This is a genomic window from Pseudomonas sp. P65(2024) (assembly GCF_057480955.1).
In genome coordinates, this window is the sequence record NZ_JBLIYX010000012.1 from 68,625 (window position 1) to 91,455 (window position 22,831).

At 63.5% G+C, this 22,831-nt stretch carries 19 protein-coding genes and 6 tRNA genes; 5 read left to right on the forward strand and 20 right to left on the reverse strand.

The window, feature by feature from the left end:
- The gene (gene lpdA, locus AC25MA_RS17015; protein ID WP_062360666.1) at positions 1–1,380 is read left to right on the forward strand and encodes a dihydrolipoyl dehydrogenase; all 1,380 of its coding nucleotides are present in this window, start codon (positions 1–3) and stop codon (positions 1,378–1,380) included.
- Positions 1,381–1,443: 63 nt separating this feature from the next.
- Here the strand turns inward: lpdA and AC25MA_RS17020 are convergent, their stop codons facing one another.
- On the reverse strand, positions 1,444–2,442 hold the full coding sequence (locus AC25MA_RS17020) for a diguanylate cyclase domain-containing protein (RefSeq protein ID WP_028691055.1): 999 nt from the start codon (positions 2,440–2,442) through the stop codon (positions 1,444–1,446).
- 220 nt (positions 2,443–2,662) lie between these two features.
- On the opposite strand from AC25MA_RS17020, the gene AC25MA_RS17025 reads away from it, so the two are divergent.
- The gene (locus tag AC25MA_RS17025; RefSeq protein WP_207851972.1) at positions 2,663–3,211 is read left to right on the forward strand and encodes a hypothetical protein; all 549 of its coding nucleotides are present in this window, start codon (positions 2,663–2,665) and stop codon (positions 3,209–3,211) included.
- Position 3,212: 1 nt separating this feature from the next.
- On the opposite strand, the gene AC25MA_RS17030 is transcribed toward AC25MA_RS17025, so the two are convergent.
- On the reverse strand, positions 3,213–4,604 hold the full coding sequence (locus AC25MA_RS17030) for an aminotransferase-like domain-containing protein (protein ID WP_486972231.1): 1,392 nt from the start codon (positions 4,602–4,604) through the stop codon (positions 3,213–3,215).
- A 187-nt stretch (positions 4,605–4,791) separates the two neighbouring features.
- Between AC25MA_RS17030 and AC25MA_RS17035 the strand changes: the two genes are divergently transcribed.
- Positions 4,792–5,994 (forward strand): benzoate/H(+) symporter BenE family transporter, encoded by a 1,203-nt coding sequence (locus tag AC25MA_RS17035; RefSeq protein WP_197866282.1) that lies wholly within the window; start codon positions 4,792–4,794, stop codon positions 5,992–5,994.
- Between the two features lie 27 nt (positions 5,995–6,021).
- Here AC25MA_RS17035 and AC25MA_RS17040 read toward each other — a convergent pair.
- Together AC25MA_RS17040 and phnN are read right to left on the reverse strand one after the other, a co-directional pair.
- A tRNA-Arg gene (locus tag AC25MA_RS17040) sits at positions 6,022–6,098 on the reverse strand.
- A 74-nt stretch (positions 6,099–6,172) separates the two neighbouring features.
- Positions 6,173–6,796, reverse strand: coding sequence for a phosphonate metabolism protein/1,5-bisphosphokinase (PRPP-forming) PhnN (gene phnN / locus AC25MA_RS17045; RefSeq protein WP_486972232.1), 624 nt, complete (start codon positions 6,794–6,796; stop codon positions 6,173–6,175).
- A gap of 109 nt (positions 6,797–6,905) precedes the next feature.
- Between phnN and AC25MA_RS17050 the strand changes: the two genes are divergently transcribed.
- Together AC25MA_RS17050 and AC25MA_RS17055 are read left to right on the forward strand one after the other, a co-directional pair.
- Positions 6,906–7,055: a hypothetical protein gene (locus tag AC25MA_RS17050; RefSeq protein ID WP_155952690.1), complete on the forward strand. Its 150-nt coding sequence runs from the start codon at positions 6,906–6,908 to the stop codon at positions 7,053–7,055.
- 87 nt (positions 7,056–7,142) lie between these two features.
- Positions 7,143–7,469 (forward strand): Arc family DNA-binding protein, encoded by a 327-nt coding sequence (locus AC25MA_RS17055; protein ID WP_003254499.1) that lies wholly within the window; start codon positions 7,143–7,145, stop codon positions 7,467–7,469.
- 162 nt (positions 7,470–7,631) lie between these two features.
- Here AC25MA_RS17055 and mgtE read toward each other — a convergent pair whose 3' ends face one another.
- From mgtE to AC25MA_RS17135, 16 genes are all read right to left on the reverse strand, one after another.
- Positions 7,632–9,074 (reverse strand): magnesium transporter, encoded by a 1,443-nt coding sequence (mgtE, locus tag AC25MA_RS17060; RefSeq protein ID WP_028691059.1) that lies wholly within the window; start codon positions 9,072–9,074, stop codon positions 7,632–7,634.
- 398 nt (positions 9,075–9,472) lie between these two features.
- Positions 9,473–9,549: transfer RNA gene (locus AC25MA_RS17065), tRNA-Arg, on the reverse strand.
- A gap of 71 nt (positions 9,550–9,620) precedes the next feature.
- A tRNA-Arg gene (locus AC25MA_RS17070) sits at positions 9,621–9,697 on the reverse strand.
- A gap of 72 nt (positions 9,698–9,769) precedes the next feature.
- Positions 9,770–9,846: transfer RNA gene (locus AC25MA_RS17075), tRNA-Arg, on the reverse strand.
- A gap of 70 nt (positions 9,847–9,916) precedes the next feature.
- A tRNA-Arg gene (locus AC25MA_RS17080) sits at positions 9,917–9,993 on the reverse strand.
- 48 nt (positions 9,994–10,041) lie between these two features.
- A tRNA-Ser gene (locus AC25MA_RS17085) sits at positions 10,042–10,132 on the reverse strand.
- A gap of 72 nt (positions 10,133–10,204) precedes the next feature.
- Positions 10,205–10,393 (reverse strand): carbon storage regulator CsrA, encoded by a 189-nt coding sequence (gene csrA / locus AC25MA_RS17090; protein ID WP_003254503.1) that lies wholly within the window; start codon positions 10,391–10,393, stop codon positions 10,205–10,207.
- A gap of 168 nt (positions 10,394–10,561) precedes the next feature.
- A complete protein-coding gene (locus tag AC25MA_RS17095; protein ID WP_028691060.1) occupies positions 10,562–11,797 on the reverse strand; it encodes an aspartate kinase in 1,236 nt (411 codons plus the stop codon).
- Positions 11,798–11,880: 83 nt separating this feature from the next.
- A complete protein-coding gene (gene alaS / locus AC25MA_RS17100) occupies positions 11,881–14,505 on the reverse strand; it encodes an alanine--tRNA ligase (RefSeq protein WP_028691061.1) in 2,625 nt (874 codons plus the stop codon).
- A 388-nt stretch (positions 14,506–14,893) separates the two neighbouring features.
- A complete protein-coding gene (gene astE / locus AC25MA_RS17105; protein WP_028691062.1) occupies positions 14,894–15,901 on the reverse strand; it encodes a succinylglutamate desuccinylase in 1,008 nt (335 codons plus the stop codon).
- A 10-nt stretch (positions 15,902–15,911) separates the two neighbouring features.
- A complete protein-coding gene (locus AC25MA_RS17110) occupies positions 15,912–16,202 on the reverse strand; it encodes a hypothetical protein (protein WP_011534960.1) in 291 nt (96 codons plus the stop codon).
- A 15-nt stretch (positions 16,203–16,217) separates the two neighbouring features.
- On the reverse strand, positions 16,218–17,567 hold the full coding sequence (astB, locus tag AC25MA_RS17115; protein WP_062360657.1) for an N-succinylarginine dihydrolase: 1,350 nt from the start codon (positions 17,565–17,567) through the stop codon (positions 16,218–16,220).
- Between the two features lie 23 nt (positions 17,568–17,590).
- Complete coding sequence (astD, locus tag AC25MA_RS17120) at positions 17,591–19,054, reverse strand: succinylglutamate-semialdehyde dehydrogenase (RefSeq protein ID WP_062360656.1); 1,464 nt, start codon at positions 19,052–19,054, stop codon at positions 17,591–17,593.
- Positions 19,055–20,083, reverse strand: coding sequence for an arginine N-succinyltransferase (gene astA / locus AC25MA_RS17125; protein ID WP_028691065.1), 1,029 nt, complete (start codon positions 20,081–20,083; stop codon positions 19,055–19,057).
- A 55-nt stretch (positions 20,084–20,138) separates the two neighbouring features.
- Positions 20,139–21,158 (reverse strand): arginine/ornithine succinyltransferase subunit alpha, encoded by a 1,020-nt coding sequence (aruF, locus tag AC25MA_RS17130; RefSeq protein ID WP_028691066.1) that lies wholly within the window; start codon positions 21,156–21,158, stop codon positions 20,139–20,141.
- A 136-nt stretch (positions 21,159–21,294) separates the two neighbouring features.
- On the reverse strand, positions 21,295–22,515 hold the full coding sequence (locus tag AC25MA_RS17135; RefSeq protein WP_028691067.1) for an aspartate aminotransferase family protein: 1,221 nt from the start codon (positions 22,513–22,515) through the stop codon (positions 21,295–21,297).
- Between the last annotated feature and the right edge of the window lie 316 nt (positions 22,516–22,831).

The window sequence follows — 22,831 nt, forward strand, 5'->3', positions numbered from 1 at the left end:
ATGCAAGCGCTCATCAATACCACCCTGCTGATCATCGGCGGCGGCCCCGGCGGCTATGTGGCCGCCATCCGCGCCGGGCAACTGGGCATCCCCACCGTGCTGGTCGAAGGCCAGGCCCTGGGCGGTACCTGCCTGAACATCGGCTGCATTCCCTCGAAGGCGCTGATTCACGTGGCCGAGCAGTTCCACCAGGCCAGCCGTTACACCGAACCTTCGCCGCTGGGCATCAGCGTGGCCTCGCCGCGACTGGACATCACGCGCAGCGTCGAGTGGAAGGACGGCATCGTTGACCGCCTCACCAGCGGCGTCGCCACCCTGCTGAAAAAGCACGGCGTGAAGGTGATCCATGGCTGGGCGAAGATCCTCGACGGCAAGAATGTCGAGGTCGATGGCCAGCGCATCCAGTGCGAGCACCTGCTGCTGGCCACCGGCTCGAACAGCGTCGAACTGCCGATGCTGCCGATCGGCGGGCCGATCATCTCGTCCACCGAAGCCCTGGCGCCCAAGGCGCTGCCCCAGCACCTGGTGGTGGTCGGCGGCGGCTACATTGGCCTGGAACTGGGTATCGCCTACCGCAAGCTTGGCGCCAAGGTCAGCGTGGTGGAAGCCCGCGAACGCATCCTGCCGACCTACGACGGCGAACTCACCGCGCCGGTGGCCGACTCGATCAAGAAACTCGGCATCGCCCTTTACCTGGGCCACAGTGTCGAAGGCTATGCCGACGGCTGCCTGCTGGCCAGCGACGGCCAGGGTGGCCAGCTGCGCCTTGAGGCTGACCAGGTGCTCGTGGCCGTGGGCCGTCGCCCTCGTACCAAAGGCTTCGGCCTGGAAAGCCTGGACCTGAAGATGAACGGCGCGGCCATCGCCATCGACGAACGCTGCCAGACCAGCATGCGCAACGTCTGGGCCATCGGCGACGTGGCCGGCGAGCCGATGCTGGCGCACCGGGCCATGGCCCAGGGCGAGATGGTCGCCGAGATCATCGCCGGCAACAGCCGACGCTTCGAGCCGAGCGCGATCGCCGCGGTGTGCTTCACCGATCCGGAAGTGGTGGTGGTCGGCCAGACCCCGGAACACGCCAGTCAGCAGGGCGTAGACTGCATCGTCGCGCAGTTCCCCTTCGCCGCCAACGGCCGGGCCATGAGCCTGGAATCGAAGACCGGCTTCGTGCGCGTGGTGGCCCGTCGCGACAACCACCTGATCCTCGGCTGGCAGGCCGTGGGCGCGGCGGTGTCGGAACTGTCGACCGCCTTCGCCCAGTCGCTGGAGATGGGCGCTCGCCTGGAAGACATCGCCGGCACCATCCACGCCCACCCAACCCTGGGCGAGGCGGTGCAGGAAGCGGCGCTGCGCGCCCTGGGGCACGCCCTGCACATCTGACCTGATACTGAAGCGGCAATCGCCGATTTGGCCCGCTGCGCCCCTGGCGCCGCGGGTCTTTTTTCATTCGGCGACAACGTTCTTGCCGGCCGCCTTGGCCCGGTACAGCGCCTTGTCGGCACGGGCCAGCAGATCATGCCAGTCCTCCCCTTCCCGCCACTGCACCACGCCATAGCTCATGGTCAGCTGGCACTGACCAATTGGCGCCACCTTGGCCAGTGCCTCGCGGATTCGCTGGGCCGCTTCGCGCGCCTGCGCCAGTGAAGTCCGCGGCAAGACCACGACGAACTCATCACCGCCCCAGCGCGCCAGCAGGTCCTGCTCTTCCAGACACTGGCGGATCCGCTCGGTGACCTCGACCAGCGCCGCATCGCCACGGGCATGGCCGTGAAGATCGTTGATCGGCTTGAAGTCGTCCAGATCCATGGCGATCAACGCCAGCGGTTCGCGGAAGCGCCGGGCACGCTCGCACGCCTGCTCCAAGGTCTTTTCCAGGCGATAACGATTGGCGGTGCGGGTCAGGGCGTCACGCTCGGCCAACTCACGATTTTCGTCGAGCTGGCGCTGCAACTGCTGGTTGACCCAGGACAGTTCGCGGGTGCGCTCGGCCACCTGGCTTTCCAGGGACAGGTTACGCTGCTCAAGTTCCGCCACCAACCGCTTGCCCGGGTCGATATTGCGGTGAGCACCCAGCATGCGCGCCACCGAACCATCGGCGTTGCGGGCGATGATATGGCCACTGTCCTCGATCCACAGGTAGCTGCCGTCCTGGCAGCGGCAACGGTACTCGATGCGATAGCGCTCATTGCGTTGGTTGATATATGCCTCGAAATGCGCCATCACCCGCGGGTAATCCTCGGGGTGGATCACGCTTTCCCAGGTCAACACGGAATTGTCCAGCGAATGGCTGGCGTAGCCGAGCATCGCGTACCAGCCAGGATTGCGGTAAACGTAGCCGTTGTTGGCATCCCAATCCCAGATGCCGTCGCTGATCAAATCGAACAAGGTGTGCAATTGCTGCTCGGTGAAGCCAGCCGGTAGTGGCTTTGCTGCCTGACTCATGGACGCGCTCCCTGTTGTCCAGCAACTGCGCCCCGTACCCGGTGCTGCCGACACATGATTGTGTTTGCCGCAAGCGGCAATCCTGTTCCTCTGCCGGGCAAGCATATTCCGAGGAACAGGCTGTCGGAATAGTCCTAACAGCCTATTTCGCCCCGGTCTCACTGCTGGCACAGCTTTTGCCACTTTCGTCGCGTTCTCACGATCCATTCATGGAGGAAACATGCTTATTACAGCGAACGGCCTGGGTTGGCAGGCCGTGCAACAGCAGCGCAGCGGTAACGAACAGTCCGCGACTCAACCGTTCCCGTTCCAACTGGTCTCAGCCAGCGGCAAAGCTTCGGCGCAGCAGAACAGCCAGGGCAGCACCTCGCAACAGCATGCCGAGGACAACCGCAAGGAAGCTTTCTCCAAGCTCATGGTCATGCTGCACAACCCCGACGCGGCGAAGCAGGAGCAGACCAGCGTGGGCAAACAGGAAGCATCCGGCGCCCTGCAGGAGTTTCGCGACTACATGAGCAAGTCACCGGCGCAGAAGATCAAGGAAAAGCTGCTCGCGGAGCTTGGCCTGACCAAGGAAGAATACGACGCGCTGCCGCCCGAAAGGAAAATGATGATCGACCAACAGATCGCCCAACGCATGCAGGAAGAGGCCGAGATGAAGGTCCAGGCCAAACTTGAGCAGCAGGCACAGGCCGCCAGCCAGCCGCATGGCAGCCTGAGTTCGACAGATGCCCGCGACATCGAAAAACGTTACAGCCCCCAGCTCTGACTCAGTAGAAGCGCTTCGGATCCCCTGACTCGAGCAGGCTGGCCAGCTGGGTCAGGGCGAAGCGCAGCTCCTCCCGGCTGGTCGGCGACATCAGCACGACCCGCACGCCACGCGGATCGCCCGTGCGCTCCACCTGGAACTGACTGGCGCTCATCACCACCACGCCATTGGCCCGCGCCAGCAGGGCAAACTCGTCACTGCGCCATGGCTCGGGCAGGTTGAGCCAGAGGTGATAGCTGTGCGGTTGGCTTTGCAGCGATGCCTCGGTGAAGACTTCGCGGGCGGTGGCCTGGCGCGCCGCCGCCTCGGCCCGATGCATTCGAATCAGTTGGCTGTCCAACCCTTCGCCGATCACATGGCTGGCCAGTTGCGCGGTCAACGGCGAAGGCATCCACACCGTGCTGCGCACCATGGCGGTCAGGCGCGACAGCAATTTCGGCGGGCTGTACAGGTAGCCGATGCGCAGCGCCGGCATGACCGACTTGGACAGGCTGGTGAGGTAGATCGAACGCTCCGGGGCAAAAGTCGCCAGCGGCCGGGTCTGTGGGTCGGTGGCGAGGAAGCCGTAGATGTCATCGTCCAGCAGCAGGAAGTCGAACTCCTCCGCCAGCGCCGCGATCTGGGCACGGCGCTGGTTGGACATGATTGCCGTGGTTGGGTTCTGGCAGGTCGCCACGCACACCAGCATCGTGGGCCGCTCGCGCTGGCAGATCTCGCGCAAGGCCTCGGGAATGATGCCCTGCTCGTCCATCGGCACGCCCCGCAGGCGGCGGCCCAGGCCGTGGGCCACGGAAATGATGCCCGGATAGCACAGCGACTCGCATAGCACCAGGTCGCCCGCCCCGGTCAGGGCGCTGATCGCCACCATCAGCCCGTGCTGTGCACCACTGGTGATGACCACCTGCTGCCACTGCGCGCCTGGCAGCCACTGGCGCAACCATTGCGCGCCCGCCTCGCGATGCGCCGGGTGGCCCCCGTCGGGGGCGTAGTCCAGCACCTGCTCCAGTCGCGTGGTATTGGCCAGTTCGGTCAACGCGTTGCGCAACCAGTACTGCAGGGTTTCGCCGTAGGGCTTGATGATCGACAGGTCGAGTGCTTCGCCGCGGGCAGCGGGCGCCGCGCGGGTAACGACAGGGGCCTCGCCGGTGTCGGCGATCCGGTCGAGGACGTAGGTGCCACGCCCCACCTCGCCCTGGGTCAGGCCACGCCGTGACGCCTCGGTGTAGGCGCGGCTGATGGTGCCCGGGGTGACATCCAGCGCCTGTGCCAGTTCGCGCAGCGTCGGCAAGCGCTCGCCACGGCGCAGCGCGCCGCTGGCGATGTCATGCGCCAAGGCATCGGCAATGGACAGGTAGACAGGCTGATTGCTTTCGCTGATCCGTGGAACCCACATGAGACGGCTACCGGGCTGAAAATGATTGAAATTTGAACATACAGGTCGACTTGAGTCGATCCTTCGAGCGATTCAAGTTGTTAGCAGCATCCGCGTGAGAGTCGCCCCACTTGAATTCAGGTCTCGTTACCGTATAGATTCAATTTGAATCGAATCAATCGAATCAATTAACTCAAATGGACTCGCCATGGATAACCTCAGAAAGGATTTTTCCGTCTCCGCCCTGGTCGCCGGCCTGATCGCCGTGATCATTTCCTACGCCGGCCCCTTGATTATCGTGTTCCAGGCCGCTGACCAGGCGGGCCTGGGCAACGAAGCGACTGCTTCGTGGATCTGGGCCATCTCCATCGGCAGCGGCCTGACCGGCCTGCTGCTGAGCTGGAAACTGCGGGTGCCGGTGATCACTGCCTGGTCCACGCCTGGCGCGGCGTTATTGGTGTCGATGCTGCCGGGCGTGTCACTGGCCCAGGCGGTGGGCGCCTACATCGTCGCCTCGCTGCTGATTGGCGTGATCGCCCTGAGCGGAGCCTTCGACAAGCTGATGAATCGCCTGCCCAAGGCCATTGCCGCAGCGATGCTGGCCGGCATCCTGTTCCGCTTCGGCGCCGAGCTGTTCAGCTCGATCCGCCTGCAGCCCGTGCTGGTGCTGTCGATGCTGGCGAGCTATCTGCTGTTCAAGCGCCTGTCGCCGCGCTACGCGATTCTTTCGGTGCTGATCGTCGGTTGCGGCCTCGCCGCCGGCCTGGGCCAATTGGACACCCAGGCCCTGGTGCTGGAAATGACCATGCCGACCTGGACCAGCCCACAGTGGAGTTGGCAGGCCATCGTCAATATCGGCCTGCCTCTGGCCCTGGTGTCGCTCACCGGCCAGTCGGTGCCCGGCATTGCCGTGCTGCGCACCTCCGGCTACCAGGTACCGGCACGCCCGATCGTCTCGGTCACCGCCCTGGGTTCGCTGCTGCTGGCGCCATTCGGCTGCCACGGCGTCAACCTGGCGGCGATCACCGCTGCCATCTGCACCGGCCGCGAGGCCCACGAGAATCCGGACAAACGCTACATCGCCGGCATGGCCTGCGGCGCCTTCTACCTGCTGATGGGCAGCTTCGGCGCGACCTTGGCCTCGGTGTTCGCCGCCTTGCCGAGGGAACTGATCGCCGCCCTCGCCGGCCTCGCGCTGTTCGGCGCCATCGCCAACGGCCTGGCCGGCGCCATGAATGACGAGAAACAGCGGGAGCCGGCGCTGATCACCTTCCTGGTCACCGCATCCGGCATGAGCCTGCTCGGCCTTGGCGCCGCGTTCTGGGGGCTGATCTTCGGGCTGGCGGCACACTTCGCCCTGAGCTACAACCGTACGACGCGACAGCCGCAGACAAGCGTTCAGGTTCGTTGAACGAAGACGAGGGGAATGGGGGAGAAATGGCGTCCCAGGGCAGGTTCGAACTGCCAACCTTCCCCTTAGGAGGGGGATGCTCTATCCAATTGAGCTACTGAGACACTGGAGCCGACAACAGACGCTGTGCGGCGGGGACGGCGAGCATGTTAACCAGCGTGTGGGCATTTGTCATGTATCAATCGGGCATTTTGCACGTCGGCTTTTTCCCCGCCGCGTCGGCGATCACGCCTTCGCTGCGCAACAGCGCAAGCAGCGCCTCGACCGCGCTGACCAGAGAAGCAGAGTTGTCCACGACATGCATGCTGGGATCATAGGCCTGCAACCTGAAGTTGCGGGCCAGGCGCTGCTCGATCTCTTCGTTGCTCTCCCGCCCCCTGGCCAGCAATCGCTGCCGTAGCGCCTGCTGGGAAACCGTCAGCCCCACGGCCACCAGGTCGGGATAACGCTGCCGGGCGTTGGTCAGGTAGGCACGAGAGCCATTGACCAGCACCGACCGCCCTGCGGCGAGCCACGCGTCCAGCTGTACGGGAATGCCATAGCTCAGGCCGTTCGCCTGCCAATTCAGGGCAAACGCCCCCGCCTCGCGCATCGTCTCGAAGCGCTCGACACTCACCCCCAGCGCGTCTTCACCCTTGGCCTCGGCCGAGCGCGTGATGACCCGGCGGGCGATTTCGATGCCGTGGGCAATCAATCGCTGACGCGCCGCTTCGATCAGGGAATCTTTTCCCGAACCAGACGGTCCCATGAGGAATATCAAGCGCCCTCTTGAGGCCGCACCACCGCTTGCGTCATATTGCATAGCCACTATGCTCAATGTGTGGGAAACCAGCGAATTCCAGGATTTTCCCTAGGCCTTTGCCGTCTTTTACCAGATTTTGACGGCATTTGTCTGACGCCGGTGCAATTCGATGAATGTGAAACTTTTCAAACCAGTGCTCATTTCTGATAATTGGTACTGGCAAAAAGCCTTTATCGAGATCACTATTTGTCACAGAATTGACGCCAAGGAAACGGCGACCATGAGGCAAGATGAAGAACCAAAATCACATCACGGTTGAACATTTTGTCGTCGCCGCGGTCGTACTTCCACCGTGCGGCCAATTTGCGAACCGCTCCCCCTGAACCAGAACAACCGGTCAATTTATATGCGCCCAATGAAACAGGCTATCTATTCGAGCCGCACCGCCGACAAGTTTGTCGTCCGCCTGCCAGACGGGATGCGCGAGCGCATTGCCGAGGTAGCGCGCAACCATCACCGCAGCATGAACTCCGAAATCATCGCACGTCTGGAGCAGAGCCTTATCCAGGAAGGTGCCTTGGGTGACGAACTGAGCATGCGCCTGGACAGCCCAGAGCTCAGCCTCCATGAACGTGAACTGCTGCAGCGCTTCCGCCAGCTGTCCCATCGCCAGCAGAATGCGCTGGTCGCCCTCATCGCTCACGATGTGGAAATGGCCGCCGACGCGTCCTGATCCAGGCAAGCGACAACCGCACACAAAAAAGCCAGCGCAAGCTGGCTTTTTTGCATCTGATGATTGCAGAGTTGCGACGGGGTCACGCACGCCCCTGTAGGAGCGGCCCTATCGCGACACAAGGCCGCTCCTACAGAGGTTGGCATGGCCTGAGCACCACGCTTACAGCAGGAACAACGTGGCCAGGCCGAGGAAGATGAAGAAACCGCCGCTGTCGGTGACCGCCGTGATCATCACGCTCGACCCCATCGCCGGATCACGCCCCAGGCGCGTCAACGTCATCGGGATCAGCACGCCCATCAAGGCAGCCAGCAACAGGTTCAGGGTCATCGCAGCGGTCATTACCAGGCCCAGCGACCAACTGCCATAGAGCCAGAACGCCACGGCACCGATCACGCCCCCCCAGATCAGGCCATTGAGCAGCGACACCGCCAGCTCCTTGCGCATCAGACGGCTGGTATTGCCCGGCGACACTTGGTCGAGGGCCATGGCGCGCACGATCATGGTGATGGTCTGGTTACCCGAGTTGCCGCCGATACCCGCCACGATCGGCATCAGCGCCGCCAGCGCCACCAGCTTCTCGATGGAGCCTTCGAACAGGCCGATCACCCGCGAGGCGACAAATGCGGTGATCAGGTTGATGGCCAACCACGCCCAACGGTTGCGCAACGAGCGCCAGACCGAAGCGAAGATGTCTTCTTCCTCGCGCAGACCGGCCATGTTGAGCACTTCGCTCTCGCTCTCTTCACGAATCAGGTCGACCATTTCATCGATGGTCAGACGACCAATCAGACGCTCGTTCTTGTCCACCACAGGGGCGGACACCAGGTCGTAGCGTTCGAAGGCCAGGGCGGCGTCGTAGGCATCTTCCTCGGGATGGAAGCTCACCGGGTCATTGGCCATGACCTCCGCGACTTTCTTGTCCGGGTCGTTGACCAGCAACCGCTTGATCGGCAGCACACCCTTGAGAATGCCATCGTAATCGACGACGAAGAGCTTGTCGGTGTGCCCCGGCAGCTCCTTGAGCCGGCGCAGGTAGCGCAACACCACCTCGAGGCTGACGTCTTCGCGAATGGTGACCATCTCGAAGTCCATCAGCGCGCCGACCTGCTCTTCGTCGTAGCTCAGGGCCGAGCGCACACGCTCGCGCTGCTGGGCATCAAGGCTTTCCATGAGCTCGTGAACGACGTCGCGGGGCAGTTCCGGCGCCAGGTCGGCGAGTTCGTCGGCGTCCATTTCCTTGGCGGCAGCCAGCAGCTCGTGATCGTCCATGTCGGCGATCAGGGTCTGGCGTACGGCGTCGGAGACTTCGAGCAGAATGTCGCCGTCGCGATCCGAGCGCACCAGTTGCCAGACCGTCAGGCGGTCGTCCAGCGGCAAGGCTTCAAGGATGTAGGCGATGTCGGCGGGGTGCAGGTCGTCGAGCTTGCGCTGCAACTCGACAAGGTTCTGACGGTGGACGAGGTTTTCCACCAGGTCATGGTGATGACCTTCCTGACGGTGCGTCAGGTCCTCGACCACCCGCTGGCGCTGCAGCAGTTCGATCACCTGGGCCAGGCGATCCTGCAGGCTGTCTTGGGCTTTCTTTACTTCGATTTCGGTCATAGGCGAACTCCACTCCCAGCAGCGGAGCACGCCGGGAGAATCAATCGGTCAGATCTGGCTGTATGAAGCGTGTTAGCGAGTAACTACTGGGTAAGTCCATGGTGGGATTCCACAAGCCCCGGCGGGGCTGACGGGCGCAATCATACACTGTGTAAGCTGTCGGATCGCTTAAATTTTTGGCCAGAACAATCGTTTGCGCGCTAAAGCTGTGACAACGCTCGAAGCCATCAGTGCGACGGTCACTCTGGCGTGAAAAGCACATTCGTCGTGTGCCGACTCGATGTGCACCGCCGATCCCTGCAGGGACCTCCTACAGAACAGCGTAGATGGACATCCGTGACAATTCAGCGCGCCAGAAAAACAAAAAGCCCGCTCTAATGAGCGGGCTTCTTGATGTATGGCGGACTCAGGAGGATTCGAACCTCCGACCGCTCGGTTCGTAGCCGAGTACTCTATCCAGCTGAGCTATGAGTCCATGGTGGTAGTTTTAGGCCAGATTACCACTGGCTTGTTGAAGCGTCTTTGCAAGCAGAGCCACTTCAAAAGTGGCGGACTCAGCAGGATTCGAACCTGCGACCGCTCGGTTCGTAGCCGAGTACTCTATCCAGCTGAGCTATGAGTCCGTGGTTGGTAGTTTTAGGCCAGATTACCACTGGCTTGTTGAAGCGTCTTTGCAAGCAAAGCCACTTCAAAAGTGGCGGACTCAGCAGGATTCGAACCTGCGACCGCTCGGTTCGTAGCCGAGTACTCTATCCAGCTGAGCTATGAGTCCGTGGGGTAGTTTTAGACCAGATTACCACTGGTGGATTGAAGCAGCCTTGCAGGCAAAGCCACTTCAAAAGTGGCGGACTCAGGAGGATTCGAACCTCCGACCGCTCGGTTCGTAGCCGAGTACTCTATCCAGCTGAGCTATGAGTCCGTGTCTTGCTGTGCCATTCGGATCGCTTTAAGCGCTCCAGGCAAATAATGGCGGTGAAGGGGGGATTCGAACCCCCGATACCCTTATGAGGTATACTCCCTTAGCAGGGGAGCGCCTTCGGCCACTCGGCCACCTCACCGCAACACGAGGCGAATATTAAACACACCCTTCCTCGTTTGCAACCCTTTTTTTGAAAAAAACTTCAAAAAAATTAAAGGCTTGGCTCCTCGTCCTTCTCTTTCTTGATCCGCAGGTAGATTTCCTCGCGGTGAACAGCCACTTCCTTGGGCGCGCTAACGCCAATACGCACCTGGTTGCCTTTGACACCCAGGACCGTCACGGTGATCTCACCGTCACCAATGATCAGGCTCTCGGCGCACCGACGAGTCAGAATCAGCATAGTTTTCTCCTCACATGAATCTTCAGGGACAACAGTCTTTGAAAAGCAGGGCCTGGCCGGGGACAACGGCACTGGCCCGGATCGACCGCCACGACTGCCTGGACAGGGACAGCCGCAGCGACCAGAAACGCGAAGGGCGCGGCAAGCCGCGCCCCTCCAGGCAGCGTGTCACTCACCCTGTCGGGCAGGCGCGTCAAGCTCGAACGCGGTGTGCAGCGCGCGCACGGCCAGCTCCAGGTACTTCTCTTCGATCACTACCGAGACCTTGATCTCGGAGGTGGAGATCATCTGGATGTTGATGCTCTCCTTGGCCAGGGCCTCGAACATGCGACTGGCAACGCCCGCGTGGGAGCGCATGCCGACGCCGACGATCGACACCTTGGCGATCTTGGTATCGCCGATCACTTCACGCGCGCCAATTTCGCGGGCGGTATTCTCCAGCACGCTCAACGCCTTCTCGTACTCGTTGCGGTGCACAGTGAAGGTGAAGTCGGTGGTGTTATCGTGCGAGACGTTCTGCACGATCATGTCGACTTCGATGTTGGCAGCGCTGATCGGACCGAGGATCTTGAAGGCAACGCCCGGGGTATCCGGGACGCCACGAATGGTCAGCTTGGCCTCATCACGGTTGAAGGCGATACCGGAAATGATCGGCTGTTCCATGGATTCCTCTTCATCGATGGTAATGAGGGTACCCGGACCCTCCTTGAAGCTGTGCAGCACGCGCAGCGGGACGTTGTACTTGCCGGCGAACTCCACCGAGCGGATCTGCAGCACCTTGGAGCCGAGGCTGGCCATTTCCAGCATCTCCTCGAAGGTGATCTTCTCCAGGCGCTGGGCCTGGGGCACGACACGCGGGTCGGTGGTATAGACGCCATCGACATCGGTGTAGATCTGGCACTCGTCGGCCTTCAGCGCCGCCGCCAGGGCCACGCCGGTGGTGTCGGAGCCGCCACGACCGAGGGTGGTGATGTTGCCGTGCTCGTCGACACCTTGGAAACCGGCGACCACCACGACACGGCCGGCCTTGAGGTCGGCGCGGATCTTCTGGTCGTCGATCTGCAGGATGCGCGCCTTGTTGTGCGCACTGTCGGTGAGGATGCGCACCTGGTTGCCGGTGTAGGACACCGCCGGCACGCCGCGCTTCATCAGGGCCATGGACAACAGGGCGATGGTGACCTGCTCGCCGGTCGAGACGATCACATCCAGCTCCCGGGGTTCGGGCTTGTCGGTGATCTGCTTCGCCAAGTCGATCAGGCGATTGGTTTCCCCGCTCATCGCCGACAGCACAACCACCAGGTCGGTGCCTTGCTCGCGGAATTTCTTGACCTTGTCGGCAACCTGCTCGATCCGCTCGATGGAACCGACAGAGGTACCGCCAAATTTCTGTACGATCAACGCCATTTCAAAGGTGCCTCAGCCCTCAAGGGCCCCAAAAAACAATCCAACATGGCGGAGACGCCGACCAGACCGACGCCCCCGCCATCTCAAAGTCCCTGCTCGGCGAACGGCACGGCCAGGGCCAGCGCCTGGTCCAGCGCGGCGACGTCGACGCCACCGCCCTGGGCCATGTCAGGACGACCGCCGCCCTTGCCACCGACCGCCGCAGCAGCTTGTTTCATCAGGTCGCCAGCCTTGAGTTGGCTGGAGAGGTCCTTGGTCACGCCAGCCACCAGCACGACCTTGCCCTCATGCTCGCTGCCCAGCAGGATCACTGCGTGGCCGAGCTTGTTTTTCAGTTGATCGACGAGCGCCAGCAGCGCCTTGCCATCCTGCCCATCCAGGCGGGCGGCGAGGACCTTGGCACCCTTGACCTCAACGGCCGCGTTGGAGAGATCATCCCCGGCGGCGCTGGCGGCCTTGGCCTGCAGCTGCTCAAGCTGCTTTTCCAGCTGGCGGTTGCGCTCGAGCACAGCCGACAGCTTGTCGATCAGGTTGTCGCGATTGCCCTTGACCAGTTGCGCGGCTTCCTTGACCTGCTCTTCGGCAGTGTTCAGGTAGGCCAGCGCAGCAGCGCCGGTGATCGCTTCGATACGGCGCACGCCAGAGGCCACGCCGCCTTCGCTGATGATCTTGAACAGGCTGATGTCGCCAGTGCGTTTGGCGTGGATGCCGCCGCACAGCTCGACGGAGAAGTCACCGCCCATGCTCAGCACGCGCACGGTGTCGCCGTACTTCTCACCGAACAGCGCCATGGCGCCCTTGGCCTTGGCGGTCTCGATGTCGGTCAGCTCGGTCTGCACCTCGGTGTTGCGACGCACCTCGCGGTTGACAATGTCTTCCAGGGCCTTGATCTGCTCCGGTTTGACCGCCTCGAAGTGGCTGAAGTCGAAACGCAGGCGCTGGCTGTCTACCAGCGAGCCTTTCTGCTGCACGTGTTCACCCAGCACCTGGCGCAGGGCTTCGTGCAGCAGGTGAGTGGCGGAGTGGTTCAACGAGGTGGCGTGCTGCACTTCGGCATCGACGCGAGCATCAACCACGGCGCCGACAGTCAGCGCACCACTGGCGACCACGCCGTGGTGCAGGAAGGCACCGCCGGTCTTGGTGGTGTCGCGCACGTCGAAGCGCACGGCGCCGGCCTGCAGATAGCCGCTGTCACCGACCTGACCACCGGACTCTGCGTAGAACGGGGTGCGATCAAGGACAACAACGCCCTCCTCGCCTTCTGCCAGTTGCTCAACGGCCTGGCCGTCCTTGTACAGAGCGATGACCTTGCCCTGACCTTCGGTAGCGTCGTAGCCGAGGAAGTCGGTGGCGGTGTCGACCTTGACCAGGCTGTTGTAGTCCATGCCGAAGGCGCTGGCGGAGCGGGCACGCTCACGCTGGGCCTCCATCTCGCGCTCGAAGCCGGCTTCATCGATGGTCAGCTCGCGCTCGCGGGCGATGTCGGCGGTCAGGTCCATGGGGAAGCCGTAGGTGTCGTACAGCTTGAACACCACGTCGCCCGGCACGACCTTGCCCTGCAGTTGTGCCAGGTCCTGCTCGAGGATGCGCAGGCCCTGCTCGAGGGTCTTGGCGAACTGCTCTTCCTCGGTCTTGAGCACGCGCTCGATGTGTGCCTGCTGGCTCTTGAGCTCAGGGAACGCTTCGCCCATCTCGGCCACCAGCGCGGCGACGATCTTGTGGAAGAAGCTACCCTTGGCGCCCAGCTTGTTGCCGTGGCGGCAGGCACGACGAATGATGCGGCGCAGCACGTAGCCGCGGCCTTCGTTGGACGGCAACACGCCGTCGGCGATCAGGAAGCCGCAGGAACGGATGTGGTCGGCGACCACTTTCAGCGACGGCTGATCGTCATTGGCGCAACCGATGGCTTTGGCGGCAGCAGCCAGCAGGCTCTGGAACAGGTCGATCTCGTAATTCGAGTGCACGTGCTGCATGACCGCACTGATGCGCTCCAGGCCCATGCCGGTGTCCACCGACGGGGCGGGCAACGGGTGCAGGACACCGTCGGCGGTGCGGTTGAACTGCATGAAGACGTTGTTCCAGATCTCGATGTAGCGGTCGCCGTCTTCTTCCGGCGAGCCGGGTGGGCCGCCCCAGATGTCGGCGCCGTGGTCGTAGAAGATCTCGGTGCATGGGCCGCACGGGCCGGTGTCGCCCATGGTCCAGAAGTTGTCGGAAGCGTACGGGGCGCCCTTGTTGTCACCGATGCGCACCATGCGCTCGGCCGGCACGCCGACTTCCTTGGTCCAGATGTCGTAGGCTTCGTCGTCACTGGCGTAGACAGTGACCCACAGTTTTTCCTTCGGCAGGTTCAGCCACTTGTCCGAAGTCAGGAAGGTCCAGGCGAAGGTGATGGCATCGCGCTTGAAATAGTCGCCGAAGCTGAAGTTGCCCAGCATCTCGAAGAAGGTGTGATGACGGGCGGTGTAGCCGACGTTTTCCAGGTCGTTGTGCTTGCCGCCGGCGCGTACGCACTTCTGGCTGCTCACGGCGCGGGTATAGGCGCGCTTTTCCTGGCCGAGGAAGCAGTCCTTGAACTGGTTCATGCCGGCGTTGGTGAACAGCAGGGTCGGGTCATTGCCCGGGATCAGGGAGCTGGAGGCAACGCGAGTATGTCCCTGCTCTTCGAAGAAGCGGAGGAAGGCTTCACGGATTTCTGCGCTTTTCATAGGTTCTTCCACGGAAACGGCGGCCACGCGTCGAATCGACGAAACGACGAAACGACGGCAAAGGGCCGCATTATATCGGTCCTGCAGTCTCGGTGCAGTGTGTTTATGCGATAGAAACCGTCGAATGGACGGTTTGTCGGACTACAGCAATTGAAAACGGCATGACCGCGATGCTAAAGCCAGCGTTTCGCTACTGGCAAGCCAATTACGGTCCCGGGGCGGGGAAAATTAACAGCTTGGTGAATTAAAAGAATTTCATCACCGAAAGGATCCAAAACCAGCCAGGCACGCAGCACTCCTGAAGGAGCGGCCTTGTGTCGCGAAAGGGCTGCGTAGCAGCCCCGGGGATCTCAGTAGCGAAGCTGATATTGCCGGGGTCGCGCAAGGCTTAAGCCAGCCGCTGCCCCGAATCCGGCACGATGAGGATGCCGGCGCGCAGCCCGTTTTTCACCTTGGGGTTGGGGAAGATGATCCGCGCGCCCTCCTCCTCCACCACCCAGCGCGTCTCTGCCAGGTCCTCGGCCAGCAGGTAACCCTTGCTCAGCTCGGAGAAGTTCTCGATGTCCGCCGGCAGGTGCAGGTGGAAGCTGTCGCTGTGCTTGATGATCTCGCGGGCGACGCTGAACAGCTTGAGGCCATCCAGGGACTGCTCGGTTTGCGGCTCGGTATCCTCGATGAGCTGGATCAGGCGCGCCTCGAGCCGATCGAGGTTGACCTCTTCGTTCTGCCCGAACGGGCGGGCCTTGCCGAGTTCCAGGGTGAAAGCCTCGGCGTCGAGCTGCTCGTAGGTGAATGCGCTGAAGGTGATCGACGACTTGCTCTGCAGCAGCACCGCCTCCATGCCGGCCGCAGCCAGACGGGCCAGCTCGCGTCGGGAATGCCGGCGACCTTCCTTGTAGGGATACAGGGCAAACTGCTCGATCTTCGACCCGCGAATGGCAGTATGCAGGTCGTAATGCAGGCGGGTGCGCTCGGGCTTGCTGAAGAACACCCGGGCGAACTGTTCGAGCTCGGCGGCACGCAGCGCCTCGAAGCCACTGGAGAGTTCATGACGGCCATTGAACAGGCGGTTGATGTCCTGTTCGATGAAGCGCTCGCCCTTGCGGATCGCCGCTGGGTTGCCGAACAGGAACAGCACCCGCGCGCGCGGCTTGATCTTGCCGTTTGCAACACCGTGCAGCAGCCTTTCGAGCAGCTCGATCGGCGCCGTCTCGTTGCCATGGATACCGGCCGACAACAGCAGGTCGAGACCGCAATCCTCACCTTCGGGCGGACGCACTTCCAGCGCACCCTCCCCCAGCCAGCGCAAACGCACGCCCCGAGTGGTCACTTGGGTCTTCTCGGCCGGTTCGTGATCGGTCAGGGTCAGCTCAAGCAGTTTGCCAAGGGCGAGCATAGGCGCTTCCTTAGTGGTGGTGGCCGCAGTCCGGGCCGTGGACGTGGTCGTCGTCACCGGCGACGTCGGCCGGTTCCATTTCCAGTTGCAGGCTGACCAGGTTGGTGGCCATCGGGCGCAGCAGCAGATTGGCGTACTCGGTGTCGTCTTCCTCGACATCGACGCCGATCAGCAGCTGGCCGCGGCCGTCCTGCTGGATCCACACTTCCTTGCCTTGCCAGACCACGGCAAAACGGGTGCAGGAGGTTTCCAGCTGGGTGCCGTCTTCATCTTCCAGGATCAGGCGCAGGGCGTCGGACATTGCAATTTCTCTCTATCAAGGTTGGCGTTGGAACGGATACACCGAACCCAGCTTGAGGATCTGGGTCAGTTCATCCAGGGCCGTGCGGCATTCCACCAGCAACTGCGGGTCGGCCAGGTCCGCTTCGCCGAGGCGATCGCGGTAATGCTTGTCGACCCACTGCACCAGGGTGTCGTACAGCGAGGCGGTCATGATAACGCCTGGATTGACCGCCGCCAGTTCGTTTTCCTTCAGCGCCACACGCAGACGCAGGCAAGCCGGGCCGCCACCGTTCTGCATGCTCTGCTTGAGGTCGAACACCTTGACCTCCTTCACCGGACCGCCCCGGCTGGTCAATTGACTCAGGTAAGCCCAGACGCGCTCGTTGTTGCGGCACTCTTCCGGCACCACCAGCAGCATCGAACCGTCCTCGCGGCTGAGCAACTGGCTGTTGAACAGGTAGGAACGCACCGCGTCCTCCACCGTCACTGCCGCGCGCGGCACGCAGATACCCTGGAAGTTGCCACCCTTGCTGGCCAGTTTAGCCTGCAACTGGCCGAGCACCGCGTGGGTCTCGAGGAAGGCGTCCTCGTGGTAGAACAGCACCTCGCCGTTACCCACCGAGATCACGTCATTGTGGAACACGCCCTGGTCGATCACCGCCGGATTCTGTTGAGCGTAGACCACGCCATCATCGCTCAGCCCGTGCAGGCGAGCGACAGCCTGGGAGGCTTCCAGGGTCTGGCGCGCCGGATACTTCTGCGGCGCGGGATAGCGGCTGTCGAAGGCGCTGCGGCCATAGACGAAGAACTCGACGCCGGCCTCGCCATAGGCGCGGCAGAAGCGGGTGTGGTTGGCCGCGCCCTCGTCACCGAACTGGGCCACCGCTGGCAGCGCCTCATGGTGGGCGAAGACCTTGTCATCGCTGAACATGGCGCCCAGCACACGGCTGGTGGTCGGGTGCTCGATGCTGCGGTGGTACTTGCAGTTGAGGTTGGCGGCGGTGAAGTGCACGCGGCCATCGGCAGTGTCGGCGCTGGGGCTGACGGTGGCGGCGTTGGCCACCCACATGCTCGAGGCCGAGCAACTGGCGACCAGCAGCGGCATGGCTTCCTTCGCGGCGCGCTGGATCACTTCGCCGTCGCTGCCGGTGAAGCCCAGGCGGCGCAAGGCGGCCACGTCCGGGCGCTCCTGCGGGGCCAGCACGCCCTGCTTGAAGCCCATTTCCATCAGCGCCTTCATCTTCGCCAGGCCCTGGCGCGCCGCCTCGCGCGGGTTGGAACCCTGCTGGCTGTTGCTCTGCGAGGCCACGTTGCCGTAGGACAGGCCGCCGTAGTTGTGGGTCGGCCCCACCAGGCCATCAAAATTCACTTCAAAGGATTTCATCGGCAAGGCTCCGAGACCGGTTGTTATAGGGTGACGCCCGGCGTCAGGGTCGCCGGCAGTGCAAGGCTCGCGGTCTCCAGCGAAGCCACGGGGTAGGCGCAGTAGTCCGCCGCGTAGTAGGCGCTGGCGCGGTGGTTGCCGCTGGCGCCGACGCCACCGAACGGCGCGCTGCTGGCGGCGCCGGTCAGCTGCTTGTTCCAGTTGACGATGCCGGCGCGGCTGCGCAGCCAGAAGTGCTGGTAGCGGGCATTGGAGTCCGACAGCAGGCCGGCGGCCAGGCCGTACTGGGTGTTGTTGGCCTCCTTGATCGCCGCATCGAAGTCGGCGTAGCGGATCACCTGCAGCAGCGGGCCGAAGAACTCTTCGTCCGGGCGCTCGGCCACGGCGCTGACATCGATGATGCCCGGCGTGAGCAAGGCCGCGTCGGCCTGCGGCTGGGTCATCTCCAGCAGCGTCACCGCGCCCTTGGCGAGCAGGTCGGCCTGGGCCGCCAGCAGCGCGCGGGCCGCCTGCAGCGATATCACCGAGCCCATGAATGGCGCGGGTTGCTGATCGAAGGCACCCACACTGATGTTGCGGCTCACCTCGACCAGGCGCTGGATCAGCGCGTCACCCCAGGCGCCCTGCGGCACCAGCAGGCGGCGGGCGCAGGTGCAGCGCTGGCCGGCGGAGATGAACGCCGACTGGATGATGGTGTACACCGCAGCGTCCAGGTCCTTGACCTCATCGACAACCAGCGGGTTGTTGCCGCCCATTTCCAGGGCGAGGATCTTGTCCGGGCGGCCGGCGAACTGCTGGTGCAGCAGGTTGCCGGTGCGACTGGAACCGGTGAAGAACAAGCCATCGATACCCGGGTTAGCGGCCAGCGCGACGCCGGTATCGCGAGCGCCCTGGACCAGGTTGAGCACGCCGGCCGGCAAGCCAGCCTCGATCCAGCACTGCACCGTCAGCTCGGCGACCTTCGGGGTCAGCTCGCTGGGCTTGAACACCACGCAGTTGCCGGCCAGCAGCGCCGGAACAATGTGCCCGTTGGGCAAGTGGCCGGGGAAGTTGTACGGGCCGAACACCGCCACCACGCCATGGGGCTTGTGCCGCAGCACGGCGGTGGCGTCGGCCAGCGGGCCGCTCTTCTCGCCGGTGCGCTCGCGATAGCTTTGCACCGAGATGGCGACCTTGTTGACCATGCTGGTCACTTCGGTAGCCGACTCCCACAGAGGCTTGCCGGTTTCCTCACCAATGCAGCGCGACAACGCCTCGGCATTGGCCTTGAGCTTGTCGGCAAAGGCCTCCAGCACGCTGATACGCGCTTCCAGGCTCAGCGAAGCCCAGGCCGGGAACGCCTGGCGGGCGGCCTGCACGGCAGCTTCGACCTGGGTGGCGTCGGCGCCCTGCCCTTGCCATATCACCGCCTGGGTAACGGGATTGAGCGACTGCAGGGTTTCACCCTGGCCGGCCAGCCAGTGGCCGGCGATGTAATGCGTGTTCATTTACTGGGCCTCCCGACCGGCGGACAGCGGCACGGCGCGGACATTGTCGCCGGCGCCCAGGCGCAGGCGCTTGGCAGTCTGCGGATCGACCACCAGGGTGCCTGCCGCCAGGCGCGCCGGTGCGGCGGTGATGCGGCAATCTTCGCGCTTGCGGTTGTGAATGATGTAAGGGGTGGCGTCGTCACCCGGGGTGCCGACGGCCAGTACCAGGGTCTCGCTGTCACGCACAGCGCGGATCTTCGAGGTCTCGCACTCGATGGCGGGACCTGCGTCGAAGATGTCGACGTAACCCTGGTAGTTGAAGCCTTCGCGCTTGAGCATGGCCAGCGCCGGCTCCGTGTCGGTGTGCACGCGACCGATGACGTTGCGCGCCGCTTCCGAGAGGAAGCAGGTGTACAGTGGAAACTTGGGCATCAGCTCGGCGATGAACGACTTGTTGCCCACGCCGGTCAGGTAGTCGGCCTGGCTGAACTCCATCCTGAAGAAGTGCCGGCCCAGGCTCTCCCAGAAGGGCGAACGGCCTGCCTCGTCGGACATGCCGCGCATCTCGGCGATGATCTTGTTGCCGAACAGCTGCGGGAACTCGGCGATGAACAGCATCCGCGCCTTGGACAGCAGACGACCATTGAGACCGCTGCGGTAGTCGCTGCGCAGGAACAGCGAGCACAGCTCGGAGTTGCCGGTCAGGTCGTTGGCCAGGAACAGCGTGGGAATCTCGCGGTAGATGTTCAGTTCCTGCGAGGCGCTGACGGTCAGCCCGACCCGATAGTTGTACCAGGGCTCACGCAGGCCAACGGCACCGGCGATGGCGCTGATGCCAACCACCAGGCCTTCGTCGTTCTCCAGCACGAACAGGTAGTCGGTATCGCCGCGCTCGGCTTCGCCGCGAAAGCTCTTCTCGGCCCAGCCGACGCGCTGGCCGAGGCGCTCCTCGTTGGCGGGCAGCGTGGTCAGCCCGGTGGTGCCGGTGCTGCGGGCCAATTCGATCAGCGCGGGTAAATCGCTGCTGCGTACAGGACGAACGATCATGCTATCTCCTTGTGCGGCGGTCTGTGCCTGCCGCGAAACTCTCTGTTGCGGCGGTTCAGACCGCGACCAGGCGCACGCTGGCGCCTTCGCCGACCCCCAGGGCCTCGGCGGCTTCGCCGCTCAGGCTGACCGGCTTGCCCGGCACCCAGTCCAGCTCCAGCAGCACGGCGCGGTAATCCTGCAACTGGCCGTTGCACACCAGGTACGGACGGCCACCCTTGACCGGCGTCTGGTCGAGCTTGACCGGCACCACCCGGCTCTGGGCGATGGAGCGGATACCCGAGGCGCGGGCGTGCAGGGTCGGGCCGCCGTCGAAGATGTCGATGTAGTGCTCGGTCTCGAAGCCTTCGCGCATGAGGATGTCGAAGGTGATCTGCGCCCGCGGGTGCACCTGGCCCATGGCTTCCTGTGCCTGGTCGGCCAACAGCGGCACATAGATCGGGTAGTGCGGCATCAGTTCGGCGAGGAAGGTGCGGCTCTTGAGGCCGCAGAGGCGCTCGGCGTCGGCGTAGTTGAGGTCGAAGAAGTTGCGGCCGATGGCGTCCCAGAACGGCGACTCGCCCTGCTCGTCGCTGTAGCCGACAATCTCGGTCACCACCGAGTCGGCGAAGCGCTCGGGGTGCGCGGCCATGAACAGCAGGCGGCCGCGGGAGTTGAGCTCGGCGAAGGCGCTGCTCACCAGCTCCGGCACCACGTAGAAACTGGTCAGCAAGCTGTTGCCGGTGAGGTCGTGGCACAGCGACAGGACGTGGATCTTGTTGTGGATCTTCAGCTCGCGGGAGGCGTGCACGAAGGTCTCGTTGCGAAAGCTGTAGAACGGCTCGGAGTAGCCGGCCGAGGCGACAATGGCCGAGCAGCCGACCAGTTTGCCGGTGGCGCTGTCCTCGAGCACGAAGAAGTAGCTCTCCTCGCCATTGAAGCTGACCTCGGCGGCGAAGGAGGTTTCCGAGGCGGCGATCTTGTCGCCCAGGCGGCCGGCGTCATCCGGCAGCGAGGTGACACCAATGGGGCTGTCGGCAGCCATGCGCTGCACTTCGTTCAGATCAGCCATTTGCGCGGGGCGCATCACCAGCATGGTGTCACTCCTTTCGGGAAAGCGCGCCGATCACATCGGCACGGAAAAACGGCGGGCACGCGCCACCACCTGCAAGCAGGTGCCCGCACTGGAATTCAGGTATCGCCGGCCCCGTCTGGAGGCCGGCGAAGGGCGATCAGCCCTTGGTCAGTTTTGCCACGGCACGTTCGAAACGATCCAGGCCTTCGTCGATGTCGGCATCCTCGACCACAAGGCTCGGGGCGAAGCGCACCACGTCGGGACCGGCCTGCAGAACCATCACGCCCTCCTTCTCGGCGGCGTTTAGAATGTCCTTGGCCTTGCCTTTCCAGGCCTCGCTCAACACGCAGCCGATCAGCAGGCCGACGCCACGCACCAGGGTGAACAAGCCGGTTTCCTGGCCGATCTTCTCCAGACGGGCCTTGAAGCGCTCATGCTTGGCCTTGATGCCTGCCAGGGTTTGCGGGGTGTTGACCACATCCAGCACGGCGCAGGCGACGGCACAGGCCAGCGGGTTGCCGCCGTAGGTAGTGCCGTGGGTGCCGACGGCCAGGTGCTTGGCCAGGTCACTGGTGGTCAGCATAGCGCCGATCGGGAAGCCGCCACCCAGGCTCTTGGCGCTGGTCAGGATGTCCGGGGTCACGCCGTAGTGCTGGTAGGCATACAGCGAGCCGGTACGGCCAACGCCGGTCTGCACTTCGTCGAAGATCAGCAATGCGTTGTGCTCATCGCACAGCTTGCGCGCGCCTTCCAGGTAGGCCTTGTCGGCCGGGACCACGCCGCTCTCGCCCTGGATCGGCTCGATGACCACAGCGCAGGTCTTGTCGGAAATCTGTGCCTTCAGCGCTTCCAGGTCGTTGTATGGCACATGGCTGATGCCGGTGATCTTCGGACCGAAGCCGTCGGAGTACTTGGGCTGGCCACCGACGCTAACGGTGAACAGGGTACGACCGTGGAAGCTGTTCACGGTCGCGATGATCTCGTGCTTCTCCGGGCCAAAGCGGTCGTGGGCGACGCGACGGGCCAGCTTGAAGGCGGCCTCGTTGGACTCGGCGCCGGAGTTGCAGAAGAACGCGCGCTCGGCAAAGGTCGCGTCCACCAGCTTGTGCGCCAGGCGCAGGGCCGGCTCGTTGGTGAACACGTTGGAGACGTGCCAGAGGGTGTTGGCCTGCTCGGTGAGCGCCTTGACCAGCGCCGGGTGGCAGTGGCCCAGGGCATTCACGGCGATGCCGCCGGCGAAGTCGATCAGCTCGCGACCGGTCTGGTCCCAGACTCGGGAACCCTCGCCTCGTACAGGAATGAACGCCGCCGGGGAGTAGTTGGGAACCATGACCTGGTCGAAATCGGCACGTTGCACCGGGGCTTGCTCAACGGACATCTGAGTCTCCTGAAGAGGAACGCTGGCCTGGAAGTGGCGAGCGATGAGGGGATTGTAAGGACTGATTGGCGCCTGTCCTTGCTGCCAGGCGACAACTTGTTACAGCGCCAAACCGTGTTTTCACGCGGTTTTCGGCAATGCGACAAACAGTGTCGCAATCGCGCAGTGTAACGGGAGGACGGGGTGTCGGGGAGATGCCCGGCGAGAATTGGGTGAACGGGTGTTCACATATATAAACCCCATCGCGGGGCAAACCCTCTCCCACACACAGCGCAAGCCGTGGGAGCGGGCCTGCCCCGCGATAGCGTCTTCGCAG